The 15997-nt window shown below is 71.7% G+C and carries 16 protein-coding genes; 9 read left to right on the forward strand and 7 right to left on the reverse strand.

Annotation, left to right across the window (positions count from 1 at the left end):
• Nucleotides 1-10 precede the first annotated feature (10 nt).
• Nucleotides 11-1009: an AraC family transcriptional regulator gene (locus OTB16_RS37450; RefSeq protein WP_267727150.1), complete on the forward strand. Its 999-nt coding sequence runs from the start codon at nt 11-13 to the stop codon at nt 1007-1009.
• Between the two features lie 121 nt (nt 1010-1130).
• On the opposite strand, the gene OTB16_RS37455 is transcribed toward OTB16_RS37450, so the two are convergent.
• From OTB16_RS37455 to OTB16_RS37480, 6 genes are all read right to left on the reverse strand, one after another.
• On the reverse strand, nt 1131-1781 hold the full coding sequence (locus tag OTB16_RS37455; protein WP_267727152.1) for a 4'-phosphopantetheinyl transferase family protein: 651 nt from the start codon (nt 1779-1781) through the stop codon (nt 1131-1133).
• Nucleotides 1778-2614 carry an alpha/beta fold hydrolase gene (locus OTB16_RS37460; RefSeq protein WP_267727154.1) on the reverse strand — a complete coding sequence of 279 codons (837 nt, stop codon included), beginning with the start codon at nt 2612-2614 and terminating at the stop codon, nt 1778-1780. Before OTB16_RS37460 ends, OTB16_RS37455 begins: the two co-directional genes overlap by 4 nt.
• A complete protein-coding gene (locus OTB16_RS37465; RefSeq protein ID WP_267727156.1) occupies nt 2611-3084 on the reverse strand; it encodes an SRPBCC family protein in 474 nt (157 codons plus the stop codon). Before OTB16_RS37465 ends, OTB16_RS37460 begins: the two co-directional genes overlap by 4 nt.
• Before the next feature lie 114 nt (nt 3085-3198).
• The gene (locus OTB16_RS37470) at nt 3199-4725 is read right to left on the reverse strand and encodes an FAD-binding protein (protein ID WP_267727158.1); all 1527 of its coding nucleotides are present in this window, start codon (nt 4723-4725) and stop codon (nt 3199-3201) included.
• 13 nt (nt 4726-4738) lie between these two features.
• Nucleotides 4739-6301, reverse strand: coding sequence for a flavin-containing monooxygenase (locus tag OTB16_RS37475; RefSeq protein WP_267727160.1), 1563 nt, complete (start codon nt 6299-6301; stop codon nt 4739-4741).
• Between the two features lie 10 nt (nt 6302-6311).
• Nucleotides 6312-7205 carry a class I SAM-dependent methyltransferase gene (locus OTB16_RS37480; RefSeq protein WP_267727162.1) on the reverse strand — a complete coding sequence of 298 codons (894 nt, stop codon included), beginning with the start codon at nt 7203-7205 and terminating at the stop codon, nt 6312-6314.
• Nucleotides 7206-7409: 204 nt separating this feature from the next.
• Between OTB16_RS37480 and OTB16_RS37485 the strand changes: the two genes are divergently transcribed.
• Genes OTB16_RS37485 through OTB16_RS37495 form a run of 3 tightly spaced genes read left to right on the forward strand, consistent with a single transcriptional unit; the run spans nt 7410 to nt 9411 of the window.
• Complete coding sequence (locus OTB16_RS37485; RefSeq protein WP_030390264.1) at nt 7410-7664, forward strand: hypothetical protein; 255 nt, start codon at nt 7410-7412, stop codon at nt 7662-7664.
• 11 nt (nt 7665-7675) lie between these two features.
• The gene (locus OTB16_RS37490; protein ID WP_267727166.1) at nt 7676-8662 is read left to right on the forward strand and encodes a 3-oxoacyl-ACP synthase III family protein; all 987 of its coding nucleotides are present in this window, start codon (nt 7676-7678) and stop codon (nt 8660-8662) included.
• On the forward strand, nt 8659-9411 hold the full coding sequence (locus OTB16_RS37495; RefSeq protein WP_267727168.1) for an SDR family NAD(P)-dependent oxidoreductase: 753 nt from the start codon (nt 8659-8661) through the stop codon (nt 9409-9411). Before OTB16_RS37490 ends, OTB16_RS37495 begins: the two co-directional genes overlap by 4 nt.
• A gap of 191 nt (nt 9412-9602) precedes the next feature.
• Here OTB16_RS37495 and OTB16_RS37500 read toward each other — a convergent pair whose 3' ends face one another.
• Complete coding sequence (locus OTB16_RS37500; protein ID WP_267727169.1) at nt 9603-10499, reverse strand: AfsR/SARP family transcriptional regulator; 897 nt, start codon at nt 10497-10499, stop codon at nt 9603-9605.
• Between the two features lie 316 nt (nt 10500-10815).
• On the opposite strand from OTB16_RS37500, the gene OTB16_RS37505 reads away from it, so the two are divergent.
• The 5 genes from OTB16_RS37505 to OTB16_RS37525 are packed head-to-tail and all read left to right on the forward strand — an operon-like array spanning nt 10816 to nt 15980.
• A complete protein-coding gene (locus OTB16_RS37505; RefSeq protein ID WP_267727171.1) occupies nt 10816-12027 on the forward strand; it encodes an aminotransferase class I/II-fold pyridoxal phosphate-dependent enzyme in 1212 nt (403 codons plus the stop codon).
• A 38-nt stretch (nt 12028-12065) separates the two neighbouring features.
• On the forward strand, nt 12066-13319 hold the full coding sequence (locus OTB16_RS37510; protein ID WP_267727173.1) for a beta-ketoacyl-[acyl-carrier-protein] synthase family protein: 1254 nt from the start codon (nt 12066-12068) through the stop codon (nt 13317-13319).
• A complete protein-coding gene (locus OTB16_RS37515) occupies nt 13316-14176 on the forward strand; it encodes a MaoC family dehydratase (protein WP_267727175.1) in 861 nt (286 codons plus the stop codon). The genes OTB16_RS37510 and OTB16_RS37515 overlap by 4 nt, the downstream gene beginning before the upstream one ends.
• Complete coding sequence (locus OTB16_RS37520) at nt 14173-15726, forward strand: AMP-binding protein (protein ID WP_267727177.1); 1554 nt, start codon at nt 14173-14175, stop codon at nt 15724-15726. Before OTB16_RS37515 ends, OTB16_RS37520 begins: the two co-directional genes overlap by 4 nt.
• Nucleotides 15723-15980, forward strand: a complete 258-nt coding sequence (locus OTB16_RS37525; RefSeq protein ID WP_267727179.1) for a phosphopantetheine-binding protein — start codon at nt 15723-15725, stop codon at nt 15978-15980. Before OTB16_RS37520 ends, OTB16_RS37525 begins: the two co-directional genes overlap by 4 nt.
• Nucleotides 15981-15997 lie beyond the last annotated feature (17 nt).

Raw genomic sequence — 15997 nt, forward strand, 5'->3', positions numbered from 1 at the left:
GGATGTACACATGGACACGCTGACCGGCCTCCTCGAAGGCCCCAAAGCCCGGGGCGCCTTCCTCCTCAAATCCGTCTTCAACCCGCCCTGGTCCCTGCGCGTCGAAGACCGCGCCCCGCTCTCGGTGGTCACCATGGTCCACGGCGACGCCTGGCTCATCCCCGACCACGGCGACCCCGTCCCCATCCGCCCCGGAGACGTCGCCGTCGTACGCGGCCCCGACCCCTACACCGTCGCCGACACCCCCACCACCCCCGTCCAGATCACCGTCGGCCCCGAACAGCGCTGCAGCACCGAAGAGGGCCAGGACGTCACCGACACCATGGCACTGGGCGTCCGCACCTGGGGCGACACCTTCCAGGACGCCGGCTCCGCCGTCATGCTCAGCGGCACCTACCAGGCACCCAGCGAGATCGGCCGCCGCCTCCTCAGCGCCCTGCCCTCCCTCCTGGTACGCCCCGCCGAAGCCGCCGACAACACCCTGGTCACCCTGCTCACCTCGGAGATCTCCAAAGACGAACCCGGCCAGGAGATCGTCCTGGACCGCCTCCTGGACCTGCTCCTCATCGGCGTCCTGCGGACCTGGCTCGCCGCCCCCGCCAGCGGCGCCCCCTCCTGGTACCGCGCCCAGGGCGACCCCGTCGTCGGCCCCGCCCTGCGGCTCCTCCACGAGAACCCCGCCCACGGCTGGACCGTCGCCGAACTCGCCCTGAAAGTCGGCGTCTCCCGCGCCTCCATGGCCCGCCGCTTCACCGACATCGTCGGCGAACCCCCGGTCGCCTACCTCACCGGCTGGCGCCTGGCACTCGCCGCCGACCTGCTGCGCGAACCCGACGCCACCGTCGCCACCGTCGCCCGGCGCGTCGGCTACAGCTCCGCCTTCGCCCTCTCCACCGCCTTCAAACGCGTCCGCGGCGTCAGCCCCCAGGAGTTCCGCACCAACACCGGCCCCGACACCCCGCAGGAAGCCCCCCGCACCCCCCGCACCGTCGTCCTGCCCGCCCCCTGACACCCGCCCCCCGCCCACGGCGGCCCACGGCCGGACCCCTCGCCGTACGCCGGCCACGGCCCGGGCGGGCCACCGGACCGGGCGCTTCACCAGCCGGGCGGCGGTTCACCGGCCCGGCCGGTCACCGGCCGGGCGGGCGGACCACCGCCGTCAGCACCAGCCCCCCGCCCGCCAGCCAGCGGCCCTCGTACACCGGGTCCACCGGCACCGGCACCGGCGGCCGCATCGTGACCGCGAACGTACCCGCGGGGGACAGGGCCAGCGAGGCGTCACGGAACCCCAGCCAGATCCCCGTCGCCGGATACCACGCCTTGTACGCGGCCTCCTTCGCGGAGAAGAACACCCGCTCCCACGGCAGCGACGGATCCGCTACGGCCAGCGCCGCCAGATGCGCCCGCTCCGCCTCCGACGCGATCAGCCCCAGCACCCCGGCCGGCAGCGGCCCGGCCGGCTCCGCGTCGATCCCCACCGCCGCCGCCACCGACGCCGGCGCCGCCACCGCCGCCCGGTAGCCCTCGCAGTGGGTGATGCTCCCCACCACCCCCGCCGGCCAGCCAGGCGCACCGCCCGCCCCCGGCAGCACCGCCACCGGACGGCGCCGCAACTGCGCCAGACACCGCCGGGCACACGCCCGCGCCGTCGCGAACTGCCGCCGCCGGCCCTCCCGGCGGCCCTCCATCACGGCCGCCTCCGCCGCGAACAGCACAGCGGGCGCCGCGTCGTCGAAAGCCTCCGACGACGTGACGCCCGGGGGAAGGAGTTCCTCGATCATCTCGAGGCGAGCTCCACCACCGCCGCGACCGCCACCAGCGGACGCTCCAGCGGCAGCATGTGCCCCGCACCGGGAACCCGCTCGAAACGCGCGCCCGGCAGCACCTGCGCCAGCGCCTCGGCCAGCCCGGCACCGATCACCTTGTCGCCCTCGCCGTGCAGGACCACCGCCGGAACACGCACCGACCTCAGTGCCTCGCGCACGTCCCAGCCCCGCGTACAGCGGAAGAAGTCCGCCCGCACCCGGGGCACGGTCGCCGCGAACAGCTGCCGGTTCACATCCCGCACCACCGGATCCACCCCCTTGCCCATCGTGGACCCCAGCAGCTTCCCGCCCAGCCACCGCCGGCGAAGCGCCCACGAGAACAGCGGGTTGCCCATCATCTTCACCTCGCTCTCCGGCGTGTCCTGACCGTGCGCCGCCGTCCCCAGCAGCACCAGCCCGCGCAGCCGGCCCGCCGACGGCGACGTCGCCGCGTACGCCAGGGCGGCGAACCCGCCGCCCGAATGCCCCACGACCACCGCCTCCCGCGCACCGGTCTCGCCCAGCACCGACGCCAGGTCCGCACCCAGCCGCTCCACCGACACCGGCGTACGGCCCAGCGTCGAGGCACCGTGCCCGCGCTGGTCGTACAGCACCACCCGGTGCCCGGCCCGGATCAGCCGGTCCGCGACCGTCCCCCACGCCCGCCGCGAGTGCGCCCAGCCGTGCACCAGCACCACGTCACCGGCCGCCACCGAACCCGCCAGCGGCGCCAGCACCGTCACCGCCAGCTCCGCGCCGTCATCCGTACGGACCGTCACCTCGTGCGTGACCTCCGAAGCCGTACTCACCGCGGCACCCCCGACAGCCGCCGGTTCAGCGACTCGAACGCCGCCAGGGTGCCCTTGGAGTGCTCCGCGCCCAGGTCCGCGACCTTCGCCAGCACCTTCAGCCAGCCGTGCGGACTGCCCGTGAAGTGCATCGCGATCCGCGTCCGGCCGCCCGCCAGCGGCTCCAGCACGAAACTGCCCGGACCGCGGAAGACCCCCGACACGTACTCGACGTCCAGCCGCCGGCCCGGCTCCACCGCCACCGTCCGCGAGGTGAAGCGCAGCTTCAGGCCCCCCTTGTCGGACCCCTTGGTGTGCACCGTCACACCGACCTCGCCGCCCACCGCGTCCGGGGCACCGGACACCGAGGTGAACGTGTTGTGCGGCACCCACCACTGCTTCGCGCCGCGGAACTCCGCGACGAGCGCCGCCCAGACGTCATCCGCCGGGGCGTCGATCACCGCCTCGTCGATCAGGTCGTACGTCGTCATCTCCAGGCCTCCACTCGGTACGGGACAAAAAAAGGGGGCGGCGGGGACGGGGATGCCTCACCCCGCCCCCGCCGCCGGGACCACACGGCCGCCCTCGGGCGCCGCCGGCCGCCGTCAGGCGAAGAAGCCCTGGCCCGGCGTGAACATGCTGTTCGGGTCGTACTTCCGCTTGGCGTTGACGAACCCGCTCCACCGGGTGCCGAAGTGCTTCTGCCAGTCCGCACCCGACATCGGGATCGAACCCACCAGGTAGCGCTTCGCGCCCAGACCCACCGCGATGTCGTACAGCCGCCGGTTCTGGTCGATCATGCCCTGGATGTTGGGCTCACCCGGGTTCGGGAACCGCAGCAGGTCGAACAGGTAGACCACCGACTCGTTCGGCATCACCGCCAGCGGCCGCTTGATCTTCGAGGAGTGGAACGGGTAGAAGAGCAGGAACCCCCCGCCCAGCGAACTCGCGTCCAGCTCCTGCTCCACCAGCTTCATGAACGCCTTCGTCTTCGACGCCGGCAGGAACATGCTCAGCCACGGCTTGGGCGTGTACCAGTGGCCGCCCTCCTTCAGGTACGCCTCGTACGCGTCGAGCCGGAACATGTAGTCCCGGTACGTCACGTCCTCGATGACCGCCTCCGCCCGCACGTCCTTCAGGTCGCACAGCAGCCGCGCCCGGTTCGGCGGCGTCGTGTTGTACGTCGCCCCGACCTCCAGCTTGTACCGCCAGCCCGAGTTGTCCGGAGTGCGCTGCATCTCACCCGCGTGGACCTCGAACCGGCCGTCGGCCAGCACCCGCTCGGAGTCGATCAGGTACTGCTCCACCGTGTTGTAGTACAGGCTGAAGATGACGGCCCGCTTCGGCGCCGGAATCAGCTTCACCTTGGCCCGCACGATGATGCCGACCTGACCGCCGCCCGACAGCGCCGCGTTGAACAGGTCCGGGCGCACCGACGCGGTCGCCGTCACCAGCCTGCCGTCACCCGTCACGATGTCGATCGACTGCACCGTGTCGCACAGCAGGCCGTAACGCTGCACGGTCCCGCCGATCCCGCCGATGCTGATCGTCCCGCCCACCGAGATGTACAGGTAGTCGGGCAGCGCCGGCGGGGTCTTGCCCACCTGCAGCGTGGCGTCCGTCAGCTGACCCCACGTCACCCCGGCCTCGACCACCGCGTGGTCGCCGCCGATGGACACGATCCGGGACATGCCCTTGGCATCGATGGAGATGCCGCCCGGCACCCGCGCCTGGCCGTACACCGAGTGCGACTCGATGTCGTCACCCGTACCGCCCTGACCGTTGACGGCGACCTTGATGCCGTTGGCACGGGCGTAGTTGACGATCGTCACGATGTCCTCGACACCACCGGGGCGCAGCACCGCCCACGGCTTGCTCGGCGCACCGTCGAAGAGGTGACCGAAGTCGTTGGCGAAGGCGTCCACCGTGGCCGGTGTCGTCTCCAGGGTGCCGGTCAGGCCCGGCACCGGAACCACGTTGGGGTTGCCCGCCGCCTCGGCGGCGGTCGCCCACGTCTGGTCCACCACGTTCCAGCCGACGACGGCCACGGCCGTCGCCGCCATACCGCCGAGGATCCGGCGGCGGGAGGGCTCGGCGCTCGCGCCGACGTCGGTTCTAGGGGTGCTGCTCATCTGCGTGCGTCTCCTACTGGTGAGGTACCGGCTTGGTGCTGCGCACCCGGGAAGCGAGCTGGTACTCGCTCAGGTCCAGGCGCTTGGTGCCGCGGCGGAAGCGCCAGGTGTACGTCGGGAAGATCGACGTGTTGCGGCCGTTCGCGTCGAGGTACCAGCTCTTGCAGCCGCCCGACATCCAGACCGTGCCCGCCAGATGCCCGTCGAGCTTGCGGTTGTAGGCGTCCTGCGCCTCCCGGCGCACCTCGATACTGGCCAGGCCCCGCTTCTCGGCCTGCTTCAGCGAGTCCACGACGTACTGGACCTGCGCCTCGATCATCACGGTCTGCGAGGAGTGCCCCAGCGCCGTGTTCGGGCCCAGCAGCATGAACAGGTTGGGGAAACCGGCGATCGTGGTCCCCCGGTGCGCGGACATGCCGTCCTGCCACGCATCACGCAGCCGCACCCCCTCCCGCCCCCAGATCCGGCGGGCCACAGGCCGGTCGGTGGCCAGGAATCCCGTACCCAGGATGATCGTGTCGACCTCGCGCTCCACACCGTCCAACCCGACGATCGACTTCGCGCGGACCTCCGCGATGCCCTCGCTGACGATCTCCACGTTGGGCTGCTGGATCGCCGGATACCAGGTGTTGGAGAACAGCAGCCGCTTGCACGCCACCAGGTAGTCGGGCGTCAGCCTGGCCCGCAGCGCCTCGTCCGGCACCGACTTCGCCAGATGGTCGCTCGCCATCTTCTGGACCTTCTCGGCGAGCTTGGGCCGCTTCCAGAAGAACGCCAGGACCTCCCGGCCCCACTGGTTGAAGCCCCGCCGGAACTGCTGGTAGCCGGGCAGCGAGCGGAGCATCTTCGTGTGCAGCTCGCTGTTGGCCTTGTCGGGCTTGGGCCCGATCCACGGGGGAGTGCGCTGGTAGAGGTCCAGCTGCCCGACCTCGGGCTGGATCTTCGGCACGAACTGGATCGCCGAGGCACCCGTACCGATGACGGCGACGCGGCGGCCGGCCAGGTCGTGGTCGTGGTTCCAGTCCGAGGAGTGGAACACCGTGCCCTCGAACCCGTCCAGCCCCTTGATGTCCGGAACCGCCGCCTCACTGAGGTAGCCGGTCCCGGTGACCAGGAACTGGGCCGTGTACCGGCCCTGCGAGGTCTCGATGATCCAGTGCCGCTCGCCCTCGTCCCAGCGGGCGGCCTCCAGCTCGTGGCCGAACCGGATGTGCGGGCGCACCCCGAAGCGGTCGGCGGTGTCCCGCAGATAGGCGTACAGCTCGTCCCGCGAGGCGAACGTCGACTTCCACTCCGGGTTCCGGGCGAAGGAGAACGAGTAGAGGTGGGACATGACGTCGCACGCACAACCCGGATAGCTGTTGTCGCGCCAGGTGCCGCCGACCTCGTCGGCCCGCTCGAACACCAGGAAGTCGTCGATGCCCGACTGCAGCAGCCGGATGGCGGTGCCCAGGCCCGAGAACCCGGTGCCGATGACCGCGACCCGCAGATGCCGGGTCGGGCCGCGGCCGCCGGGAGCCGGCTCGGTGCCCGTACGTGCCCCGCCGTCCTTGGCCGGCTCGAGAATGCTCGTCACGTCTGGCTCCTTAGCGGCGCGTGATGGTGACGCGGAAGTTGTTGAAGAACTTGTCCTCGAGCGTGTACGCGAAGATGTCCAGGTAGCGCTCGAAACGCGAGACGACCTCCTCGCCCTCCAGGGCCACGGCCTCGTCCCGGCGCTCGGCCAGCAGCACCAGCCACGCCCGGCACGCCATCGCGAACGACTCGCGCTCGTTGACGACCTCGTCGATCTCGAAGAGACCCTCCGCCGCCGCGCTCAGCTCGCTCAGGTGCGGGATGTGGCAGCCCTCGAACTCCGAACGCTGCAGGAACTTCAGGTCGTCCAGCAGTCCACGCGTCATCGGCAGCGCCTCGGCCGTCATCGTGTGCAGCACGAACTTCGCACCCGGGTTCAGGGCGCCCGCCACCTGCTGGAAGAAGAACCGGTAGCGCTTGGTGCGCTCCTTCGGCGGCAGGTTGGAGGACACGAAGTGCTCCAGCGCGTTGATGCAGAACGCCGCGTCGTACTTCTCGCTGTCGTCGGCGACCTTGTAGTCCGCCCAGCTCTGCACCAGCGTGGTGATCCGCGGGTTGTCCAGGCCGGCGATGAACGCCTCCTGCGTCCGCGACAGGGTCAGGCCCACGGCCTGCCCCGCACCGTGCACGGTGGTGAGGCGGTTGAGCATCGTGCCCCAGCCGCAGCCGATGTCCAGGACGCGCCCGGTGGCCGGGCTGACGCCTGCGAGCTCGGCGAACTTGTCGAGCTTGCGGTACTGCGCCTCGTCGAGCGCGGCGTTGAGGTCCTCGCCGGCCTCCCAGTAACCGCCGGAATACATCATCGAGGGGCCCAGCAGGAGCCGGTAGAAATCGTTGCTGACCTCGTAGTGGTGCCTGATCGCATCGACCTCGGGGTCCACCGACTTGGGGGCGACCGTTGTCATCCTGATCCTCTTTCCTGCGTGTCCGGCGGGCCGTATTTCCTAATTCGCGTCCGAGGAAACCCGATGCCCCGCAAGGCCCGCGCAAGACGGAACGCATTCAGGACAGCGGCCCGTGTTGCGCCTTCCTTGCGGGGGCGGATATTTCATCGCTATCGAAACCAGACACGCACTGCCGAGTTGCATTGCCGAGAGAGGACCGACCCCATGTCGCTGCCCACCATCGAAGAACTGGCGAGCCAGCTCGAGGCCGTTTCGGGTGCCGCGGAGGTCAGCCCCGACGCCCCGCTCCAGCACATCGCGGACGTCGACTCGCTTGACCTGATGGAGTGGCTGTACGGATTCCAGAACCAGTACCCGCACATCCCGGCCGACGAGTCCCTCTTCGCCGACCTCGACGACACGACGACTCTGCGCGACGTGTACGCGAAGATCGTCGACCTCGTCCCGGCTCAGGCGTAGCGAGGGGTGACGTGACCGGCTTCGACATCACCGGGTGGGGCATGTCCGTACCCGAACGCGTCGTCACCAGTGCCGAGCTCGCGACGCGTTTCGGCGTCGACGAGCACTGGGTCGTCAGCCGCTGCGGCATCCGCGAGCGGCGGGCGGTCAACCCGGGGCAGACCACCGCCTCCCTGGCCGTCGAGGCCGGCCGGCGCGCGCTGGACAAAGCGGGCCTGACCGGCGCCGACATCGCCCACCTCATCGTGGCGACCGCCACACCCGAGCAGCCGTCCCCGGCGACGTCCGCGTTCGTGCACCACGAACTGGGCATCTCCGGGAGCGCGCACGACGTCAACTCCGAGTGCGCGGGATTCGTCTACGGGCTGGTGTCCGCGATGGCCCTCATCGCCATCGACCCCCGCCCGATCCTGCTCATCGGCTCCGACACCCACACCCTGACGGCCAACCCCGCCGACCGGGACCTGTCGATCCTCGTCGGCGACGGCGCGGGCGCGGTCGTCCTCCAGCCGGGCCCCGAGAACCGCGTCAAGGCGTGGAACCTGGGCGCCGACGGCGCCTGCACCGGCTCCCTGAAGGTCCTCGCCGGCGGCAGCCGGATGCCCACCACCCAGGAGACCCTGGACGCGGGCCTGCACTACGCGCAGATCAACGGCAACGAGATCTACCTCAACGCCGTCCGCTACACCGTGCGCACCGTCCGCGAGACGCTGGAGAGCGCCAAGGTCGACGCGGCCGACATCGACCACGTCGTACCCCACCAGGCCAACATCCGGATCATCAACTCGATCCTCTCGCACACCGGGCTGCGGCAGGAGGCTCTGATCACCAACCTCCAGAAGTACGGCAACACGGCCTCGGCGTCGATCCCCATCGCGCTGACCGAGGCCCTCGAAGAGGGCCGCATCAAGGCCGGCGACAAGGTCCTGCTGGCCGGCTTCGGAGCCGGCATGACCTGGGGTTCGATCCTCATGGAATGGGGCGGTGTCGCCGCATGAGCAAGAAGAGCACGGGCCGGCGCCCGGACGCCCCGGTGGCCCTGGTCACCGGCGCCTCGGGCGGCCTCGGCCAGGCCCTGGCGCTGGAGCTGGACGCGCTGGGCTGCCGGGTCGCCGTCCACTACAACAGCTCCAGGGAGGCCGCCGAGGCCGTCCGGGAGAAACTGTCCAACCCCTCGGTGCTGGTCACCGGCGACGTCGGCTCGTGGGAGGCCACGCAGGCCCTCTACGAGCAGATCTCCGCCGAACTCGGCCCGGTGGACGTCCTCGTCAACAACGGGGCCATCCGCAAGGACAGCCTCATGGCGATGCAGAACCCCGCCGACTGGGCGCAGGTCATCCAGACCAACCTCATCGGCTCGTTCCACACCGCCCGCGTCTCGGTGCCGTACATGCTGCGCCAGCGCTGGGGCCGGGTGATCAACATCGTGTCGCCGTCCGGCATCATCGCCACCGCCGGCCAGACCGCCTACTCGGCGTCCAAGGCAGGCCTCATCGGCTTCACCCGCACCCTCGCCGCGGAATGCGGCCGGCGCGGGGTGACGGTGAACGCCCTGTCACCCGGCTTCATGATCACCGGCATGACGAACACCCTCCCGGACCGGGTGATCGAGGGCATGGAGGACAAGGCCCCCATCCCCCGCTTCGTCACCGTCGAGGAAGTCGCCCGCAGCGCCGGCCTCTTCCTCGACCAGGACTGCATGACCGGCCAGGTCATCAGCATCGACAGCGGCGTCTCCATCACCTGACCCCCGCCGCACCACCGGCCCCGGCCCCCCACCCCCCAGGGAGGCCGGGGCCGCCCCACGTCCCCGCCCGGCCCCGCCGCCCGGCGGGGTACCGGCGTACCCGCGTGCGGGGGACACCGGCGTACGGGCACACGAAGGCCGCCGCCGCGGACGATCCGCGGCGGCGGCCCTTCCCGTACGCGGCCGGCCGCTCAGGCGGCGGGGGAGGAGCGCACCGGGTGCGTCACGCACCCGTGGTCCGCCAGCGAGCACGGCCGCGGCGCCCGGTGGTCCACCTCGAACACCCCCATCAGCACCGGGTCCAGACACGTGAACGACCGCAGCGCCGGCCGCGGCTCCGGCGTCCGCAGCAGCTCCAGGTACGCCGCCTCCGTCTCCGGCGCCGGATCGATGCCCAGCTCCTCCGCCAGCACCTCCCGCAACTGCTGGTAACTGCGCAGCGCCTCCGCCCGGTTCCCGGCCCGCGTGTGCGCCGCCATCCGGCAGCGGTAGGCACTCTCCCGGAACGGCGCCCGGCGCACCGCCTCCTCCGCGTACCGCAGCGCGTGGTGCTCGTCACCCAGCGCCGAGGACGCCAGGCTCGCCGTCTCCAGCGCCTTCAGCCGCAGCTCCTCCAACTGCTCACGCATCGCGTTGACCCACTCACCCTCGTGCGAGGGCAGGAACGAGCCCCGCAGATTCGACACCGCGCCCGACGCCAGCTGCTGCGCCACCGCGAAGGCGCCCTCCGCGTACGCCTCCGACGCCTCGGCCACCGCGGCCTCCGCGCACTCCACGTCCACCGCCGCGTCCTGCGGGATCCGCAGCAGATAGCGGCCGCTCTGCGCGACCAGCGGAATCACCCCCGGCTGGTCCTGCGGCGTCGAGACGAACGTACGCACCCGGCTCACCAGGCTCCGCAGCGCCGACGCCCACGTGTCCGGCAGCCCCTCGGGCCACACGGTTTCGGCCAGCTGATCGCGGTCCGTCCCCCCGTGGCGCTCGATCAGCAGCCGGGCGAACGCCACCTGCGCCTGCGCGCTGGAGAGGTGCTGCGGCGGTGCTCCGTCCGGCTCGATCGTGACAAGACCTATCAGTCTGATCAGCACAATGCACTCTCCGAAACGGTCGGCTTCCGGCCGTGTCCCCCTAGTTCGTGCGATTCAGAGGATACCGGCGGGCCGTCTCCGCATGTCAACAGCGGCCGGCAAACATTTCCCCGCGAATGAAACCCCAGGTCCGGGCAGCCCCTTTACCGCTTCGAGCGCCGCTGTAGCCCCCCTGTGGTTCCACTGTCGCCCCGCTCTTGCGCCGCTATTGCGCCCCAGGAGTCTTAATGGAATTCCACTAGAGCCCCGCCGGAACAACGGCGGAGCACAGAGGGAGTTCCGGGTCCGCCGGACGATCGCGAACGAGGAGAAGAACGTGAACGCATCCGCTGCCTGGAGCCGACTCGAGCCGAAGCTGGCCTACTTCAGGGACCGCGTCCAATCCCTGGAATACGAGCCCAACCGCAAGAACAGCTTCGTCGCCTACACCGTCGAGCGCGACTCCGCCTACGCGGACCAGGACGGCCAGCGCCTCCTCATGATGTCCGGCTACAGCTACCTCGGCCTCGCCGGCGACGAACGCGTCGTCTCCGCCGCCAAGGCAGCCGTCGACCGCTACGGCACCGGCAACCACGGAGTGCGCGCCCTCGCCGGCTCCACCCCCCTCCACGAGGAACTGGAAGCCGAGGTCGCCAAGTTCGCCGGCCGCCAGCAGGCCCTCGTCTTCGGCTCCGGCTACGCCGCCAACGTCGGCACCGTCGGCGCCCTGGTCGGCCCCGGCGACACCGTCTTCATCGACAAGTACGACCACGCCAGCATCGTCGACGGCTGCAAGCTCTCCGGCGCCACCGTCACCCGCTTCCGCCACAACGACGTCACCCACCTCGAGCGCCGCCTGGCCGCCGCCCCCGACACCGGCGTCCGCCTGGTCATCGTCGACAGCGTCTACTCCATGGACGGCGACATCGCCCCCCTCGTCGACCTCCGCAAGGTCTGCGACGCCCACAACGCCCTCCTGATGGTCGACGAGGCCCACGCCCTCGGCGTCATCGGCGCCACCGGCAAGGGCATCGAGGAGCACTTCGACTACGAGGTGAAGGTCGACGTCAAACTCGGCACCCTCTCCAAGGCCATCCCCTCCATGGGCGGCTGGGTCGCCGGCTCCGCCGAACTCATCCACCACCTCAAGTACGCCGCCCGCCCCTTCCTCTTCTCCGCCGCCCTGGGCCCCGCCCAGTCCGCCGCCGCCCTGGAATCCCTGCGCATCCTGCAGCGCGAGCCCGAGCGCGTGGAGTTCATCCAGCGCGAGGCCGAGCGCTTCCGCACCACCCTCCACGACGCCGGCATCAGCACCGTCGACAGCGAGACCGCCGTCGTACCCGTCATCGCCGGCTCCGACACCGCCGCCTACGACTACGCCACCGTCTGCCGCAAGAACGGCGTCATCGGCCTCCCCGTCGTCACCCCGGCCGTCCCCAACGACCTGGCCCGGCTGCGCATCGCCATCACCGCCGCCCACACCAAGGCCGACCTCGAGTTCGCCGCCGAGGCCTTCATCAAGTCGGCACGCGAGTGCCGCATCATCTGACGCCCCCACGACGACCCCACCCACCCAAGGGAGCACACATGCCTGGACCGTCCAGGGGCAGTTCGGCGCGGCCGCCCGTAGCCATCACCGGCATGGGCGTGGTCACCCCCGGCGGGTGCACCCCCGACGACCTGTGGGACACACTGCGGGCCGGCCGGTCCACCGCCGCCGCCCTCACCCACTTCGACCTCAGCCGCCACCGCGTCCGCATCGGCTGCCGCGTCCGCGGCCTGGAGGGCCTCGCCGGCCTCGTCCCCGCCAAGGAAGCCCGCCGGATGGACCCCTTCGCCCACTACGGCACCGCCGCCGCCCTCGCCGCCCACCGCGACGCCGGCTCACCCACCGCCGAACCCGGCCGCACCGCCATCGTCGTCGGCAACGCGGTGGGCGGCCGCGCCACCAGCGACCTGGAGTCCGCCCACTTCACCGAAGGCGGCCCCGCCCGCGTCAACCCGCTGATGCCGCTGATGACGATGCCCAACGCCGCCGCCGCCCACATCGCCATCCGCCTCGGCTGGACCGGCCCCGCCCTGACCGTCGCCAACACCTGCGCCAGCGGCGCCGACGCCATCGGCCACGCCCTGATGCTCCTGCAGACCCACCGCGCCGACCTCGTCATCGCCGGCGGCGCCGAACACACCCTCACCCCCGTCACCCTGGCCGGCTTCGGCAACCTCAACGCCGTCTCCCTGCGCAACGACGACCCCGAACACGCCTCGCGCCCCTTCGACAAGGACCGCGACGGATTCGTCATGGGGGAGGGCGCCGGATTCGTCGTACTGGAACGCCTGGACGACGCCCGCGCCCGCGGCGCCACCACCTACGGCCTGGTCGCCGGATACGCCGCCACCGCCGACGCCCACCACCTCGCCATGCCACTGCCCGACGGCGCGGGCGCCGCCGCCGCCATGGCCGGAGCCATCGCCGACGCCGGACTCGACGCCCACGACATCGTCCACGTCAACGCCCACGGCACCTCCACCCCCCACAACGACCGCTCCGAAGCCGCCGCCCTCACCAAGGTCTTCGGCACCGCCCAGCCCCCCGTCACCGCCCCCAAGTCGGTCATCGGCCACCTCATCGGCGCCGCCGGCGCCGTCGAACTCATCGCCACCGTCCAGGCCATGCGGCACTGCGAGGTACCGCCCACCGCCAACCACGAACAGCAGGAGCCAGGAATGCACATCGACGTCGTCCACGGCGCCCCCCGCGCCGTGCGCCCCGGACCCGCGATCACGAACTCCTTCGGGTTCGGCGGCCACAACTCCTCCGTGGTGGTGGTCCCCGCATGACGCTCCTCACGCTCCCCTCCCCGGTCCGCACCCTGACCGTCACCGAACCGCAGATCACCGACTACCGCGGCGCCGCCCGGCCCGGCCTGCCCACCGCCCGCCCCGGCCAGGCCTCACCCGTCCACACCTTCGTCCTGGCCCACACCCTCGCCGAACAGACCGTCGCCGCCCTCACCGCCGGCGAACCCGGCCCCGTCTCCGTGGTCCACCTCGGCCAGGACATCCGCACCCAGCGCCCCGTCCGCCCCGGCGAGGAAGTCACCGCCCGCCTCGACGTCACCGGCATCCGCAAGGAACCCCGCGGCGCCCGCATCGCCCTCAGGATCCGCCTCACCGGCGAGGACGGCCCCGAACCCTTCGCCGAACTCCTCATCTCCGCCCTCCTCGTCGGCGCCACCACCCTGGAACCCTTCGGCGACATCACCGGCGGCGCCCCCCCGGCCCCCGCCCCCCAGGGCACCGGCACCCCCCACAGCGCCGTACACGCCCTGACCACCGACTGGATCAGCACCTACGCCCACGCCTCCGGCGACCTCAACCCCATCCACCTCGACGCCCGCGCCGCCCGCGCCGCCGGCTTCGACACCGTCATCGCCCACGGCATGAGCGTCGTCGCCCTCGCCGTCGAGGAAGCCGCCGACCGCTTCGCCGACGGCGACTCCGCCCGCGTCCGCGGCCTCGGCTGCCGCTTCTCCGCCCCCGTACCCCCCGGCATCCCCCTGGAGATCACCCTCCAGCCCGACGCCGAAGCCCGCGTCGTCCGCTTCACCTGCAAGACCCCCGCCGGCACCGCCGTCAAGAGCGGCTGGATCGAACTCGCCCAGCCCGCCCGGCCCCAGGGAGGCGACCACCCGTGACCACCACCCCGGCCCTCGAACTCGGCCTCCTCGGCGGATTCCTCACCCAGGTCCGCGACCGCCCCCACGCCACCGCGCTCCTCTTCAACGGCGAGGAGACCACCTACCGCGCCCTCTACGAACTCGCCGGCCGCGAACGCGAACGCCTCGCCCGCCTCAGCCTGCCCCCGCACACCCCCGTCGGCATCCTCGCCGACAAGTCCCCGGCCACCGTCGCCCTCGTCCTGGCCTGCCTCCTCGCCCACCGGCCGCTGCTCCTGCCCTCACCCGCCCTCGCCGACACCCTCCTCGCCGACCTCTTCGCCCAGGCAGGCTGCACCCACGTCCTGGCCCCCGGCGGCGAACCCGCCCGCCTGGCCCCCAGCCCCGACACCCCCGCCCAGCCGCTCCCCGCCGACGAGGCCGCCGACACGGCCCTCATGCTCACCACCTCCGGCTCCACCAGCCTCCCCAAGATCGTCCCGCTGGGCCTGGACGCCGTCGACCGCTTCACCCGCTGGGCCGGCCACACCTTCGACATCGGCCCCGGCCGCACCGTCCTGAACTACGCCCCCCTCAACTTCGACCTCTGCCTCCTGGACGTATGGACCACCCTGGCCCGCGGCGGACGCGTCGTCCTCGTCGACCCCGCCCTCGCCGCCCACGGCCGCCACCTGCGCGACCTGGTCCTGCGCCACGACGTCGACATCGTCCAGGCCGTCCCCATGGCCTTCGGACTCCTCCAGGACGCCGCCGCCAAGACCGCCGACACCTTCCCCGGCGTCGACCACGTCGTGTTCACCGGCGACGCCATCCCCGACCGCACCCTCGCCGCCCTGCCCGTCCTCTTCCCCACCGCCCGCATCCACAACATCTACGGCTGCACCGAGACCAACGACAGCTTCATCCACGAACTCGACACCACCACCACCCCCTTCCCGCCCGTCCCCATCGGCCGCCCCCTGCCCGGCGTCCACGCCCTCGTCCTGGACCCCGACACCCGCCGGCCCGTCGAAGGACCCGGCAGCGGAGAGCTCTACGTCTCCACCCCCTTCCAGACCCGCGGCTACCTCGACCGCACCCGCCACGCCGACAAGTTCACCGCCCACCCCCTCGGCCTCGACGACCGCCGCTGGTTCCGCACCGGCGACCTCGTACGCCGCGACGCCGCAGGCACCCTGCACCTGACCGGACGCACCGACTTCCAGGTCAAGGTCCGCGGAGTCGCCGTCAACACCGCCGAGATCGAACGCGTCCTGCAAGAACACCCCGACGTCCTGGAAGCCGGCGTCGCCGCCCTCCCCGACCCCATCGCCGGACGCAAACTCATCGCCGGCGTCCAGCGCGCCCCCGGCTCCACCCTCACCGGCCTGCAACTGCGCACCCACTGCGCCCGCCACCTGCCCCGGGCCGCCGTACCCCACCAGCTCACCCTCACCGACACCCCCCTGCCCAAGACCGCCACCGGAAAGGTCGACCGCAGAGCCCTCGACCGCCTCGACCAGCTCACCACCACCACCGCACACGCCACCGCACCCGCCGCACCTCTCGCCGAAGGAATCCCGTCATGAGCAACGTCACCACCATCAAGAACTTCGTCATCACCGAGTTCCTCCCCGGCACCCCGGCCGGCGAACTCGCCGTCGACCACGACCTCCTCAACGACGGCGTCATCGACAGCCTCGGCGTCCTCAAGCTCATCGCCTGGGTCGAGGACCGCTTCGAGCTCGCCATCGGCGACGCCGACCTGGACCCCAACAACTTCCGCAGCGTCGAGGCCATCGACACCTTCATCGCCGACGCCCGCCGCACGGCGGCCGCCTAGAACCACCCCCCGCCCCC

The sequence above is a fragment of the Streptomyces antarcticus genome (assembly GCF_026627255.1).
Taxonomy (GTDB): domain Bacteria; phylum Actinomycetota; class Actinomycetes; order Streptomycetales; family Streptomycetaceae; genus Streptomyces; species Streptomyces antarcticus.

Bases quoted from the DNA above. Each gene is read 5' to 3' on its own strand.
- OTB16_RS37450 (WP_267727150.1), top strand. From the start codon at position 11: ATGGACACGCTGACCGGCCTCCTCGAAGGCCCCAAAGCCCGGGGCGCC.
- OTB16_RS37455 (WP_267727152.1), bottom strand. From the start codon at position 1,781: ATGATCGAGGAACTCCTTCCCCCGGGCGTCACGTCGTCGGAGGCTTTC.
- OTB16_RS37465 (WP_267727156.1), bottom strand. From the start codon at position 3,084: ATGACGACGTACGACCTGATCGACGAGGCGGTGATCGACGCCCCGGCG.
- OTB16_RS37470 (WP_267727158.1), bottom strand. From the start codon at position 4,725: ATGAGCAGCACCCCTAGAACCGACGTCGGCGCGAGCGCCGAGCCCTCC.
- OTB16_RS37480 (WP_267727162.1), bottom strand. From the start codon at position 7,205: ATGACAACGGTCGCCCCCAAGTCGGTGGACCCCGAGGTCGATGCGATC.
- OTB16_RS37485 (WP_030390264.1), top strand. From the start codon at position 7,410: ATGTCGCTGCCCACCATCGAAGAACTGGCGAGCCAGCTCGAGGCCGTT.
- OTB16_RS37495 (WP_267727168.1), top strand. From the start codon at position 8,659: ATGAGCAAGAAGAGCACGGGCCGGCGCCCGGACGCCCCGGTGGCCCTG.
- OTB16_RS37510 (WP_267727173.1), top strand. From the start codon at position 12,066: ATGCCTGGACCGTCCAGGGGCAGTTCGGCGCGGCCGCCCGTAGCCATC.
- OTB16_RS37515 (WP_267727175.1), top strand. From the start codon at position 13,316: ATGACGCTCCTCACGCTCCCCTCCCCGGTCCGCACCCTGACCGTCACC.
- OTB16_RS37525 (WP_267727179.1), top strand. From the start codon at position 15,723: ATGAGCAACGTCACCACCATCAAGAACTTCGTCATCACCGAGTTCCTC.